General features: G+C 37.5%; 3 protein-coding genes. 2 read left to right on the forward strand and 1 reads right to left on the reverse strand.

What is annotated here, in order from left to right; translation table 11 throughout:
- The first annotated feature begins 199 nt into the window (after positions 1 to 199).
- Together ACFIK2_RS07065 and ACFIK2_RS07070 are read left to right on the forward strand one after the other, a co-directional pair.
- Positions 200 to 466, forward strand: a complete 267-nt coding sequence (locus tag ACFIK2_RS07065) for a BrnT family toxin (protein ID WP_375677074.1) — start codon at positions 200 to 202, stop codon at positions 464 to 466.
- Positions 444 to 749 (forward strand): BrnA antitoxin family protein, encoded by a 306-nt coding sequence (locus tag ACFIK2_RS07070; RefSeq protein WP_006589112.1) that lies wholly within the window; start codon positions 444 to 446, stop codon positions 747 to 749. The genes ACFIK2_RS07065 and ACFIK2_RS07070 overlap by 23 nt, the downstream gene beginning before the upstream one ends.
- 49 nt (positions 750 to 798) lie before the next feature.
- On the opposite strand, the gene ACFIK2_RS07075 is transcribed toward ACFIK2_RS07070, so the two are convergent.
- Positions 799 to 1,389: an antA/AntB antirepressor family protein gene (locus tag ACFIK2_RS07075; protein WP_375677075.1), complete on the reverse strand. Its 591-nt coding sequence runs from the start codon at positions 1,387 to 1,389 to the stop codon at positions 799 to 801.
- Positions 1,390 to 1,824 lie beyond the last annotated feature (435 nt).

The raw sequence follows: 1,824 nt of genomic DNA on the forward strand, positions 1-1,824 counted from the left end.
AAGAGCCGCATCAAATTTACCTGTCTTTATCCGAGAAACAACCGCATTATGTGAAACACCCATCTTCTTCGCAAACGCACGTACCGATAGACCCTTACGCGTTTTCTTATTCATAGTTGCTCCATTTTGAATGGTATATACGAATTATTGTACACTTTAATTATTGACAAGGTTTTATTTTTTCGTGTACATAAAATATATGAAGATAGTGTGGGATGAACCAAAAAGAGCTTTAAACATTGTTAAACATAAGCTTGATTTTGCTGATGTTATTTACTTTGACTGGAAACATGCTTTTATTGATGCAACCCATTCAAACCGCATGAAGGCTATTGGACATTTTTCTGATGGTACAACAGTTATTGTTTTTGCAAAGCTTGGCAATGAAGCGATATCCATTATCAGTTTTCGTCAAGCGAATAAAAAAGAAAGAGAGGTTTTCAATGACTATCAAAAAAACCTTTGAAACAGGATGTGGCTATACAAAAGAAGATTGGGACGCTGTGGATTCCCCACCACTAACAGATGAAGAACTTGCACGCTTAAAGCCAGCTAAAGACGTTTTACCAGCCTCCTTTTTTAAGTATGTAACAGAAGAGCGCCGTAAACGTGGGCGTCCACCGGTTGAATCTCCCAAACAAGCGGTTACTCTACGCCTTGACCCAAACGTTATTGCCTCTTTTAAAAAACAAGGAAAAGATTGGCGAACACGTATGGGTGAAGTCTTAAAAAAAGCAAGTGGCAGCTAAACCAACCACCTCCCCATTTTGAGAACGGGGAGGAGAGATGTGTCTTAATCTAAGCAGCTTTTACGACAGATCTTTCTAAGACTTGTTTTGCTTCTTTGATTAAAGCTTTATAATGTTTGCTTTCTTCTACCAATGTAAAGGCTTTGACAAGATGCATATGGAGAGGTCCATAAATGTAAACAGCCTTTTTAGTTGGAGACATTTTATCCCAATCTTTTGGGAAAGCAAAACGTATATCATCACAATAATCAACAGATTGACTTTTTAGTTTCTTTTCACATTCAATAAAATAACGGCGTGCTTGACGTCCTTTCTCATTGCGTTCAACCATTGAGAGCTCTTTCGCCATGTCTAATGTGATGTGATATTCTGTACTTGGACGACCGCCTTTAGGTTTCGGTAAATTTTTACCGAAACTCACAAAGCCTTGATTTTCTTGAAAGGTATTAGGTTTCGCTAAATTTTTAGCTAAACTTATAAAGTCCTTATTTTCTAGGAAGCCGTATTCTTTAATACGGTTTTTTATCCAATCTCTAAAATTAGAATTGACTTCCAAAAATGTATATAATTCGCGTGCGTTGACGGCTTGAACTGTTTCTTGATCAATCGTTTGTTCTGTAATTTTAATAAGAGTGTTCATAATGAACTCCTTGTTGATTAGGCTTTCTATTGACATCCTAAGAGGATGCCGGGTGCTAGAAAACACGGCAACAAGCCCGTCGTTACGCTTTCCCCACAAGGGTATTGTATAGCGTAACCACACCCGACAATATTATTATACGCATGTAGCATATAATGAGTCAAAGTCTTTAATGTGCGGAAGACTGATTATTTCGGCAACCAATCCGCTTGTTGTTTTAAGGTGTTTTCTAGGCACCTGATTCGAAAATAGACATTGACGCAACAATGTCAAGAATAAACATAATTTTTATCTAAAAATAATCGCATACTGTACAGTGTACATATTGAAATCATTATTTATCAATGAGTTAAATGTACAATGTACAGTCAATTTGAAAATTCTGTCGCTAGCGATAGTTCGCGCTAGCCTGCCCCGCAACAGACCCAACCCGCT

The organism is Bartonella sp. AP88XZML, from assembly GCF_042195565.1.
In the GTDB taxonomy this organism is placed as follows: Bacteria; Pseudomonadota; Alphaproteobacteria; order Rhizobiales; family Rhizobiaceae; genus Bartonella.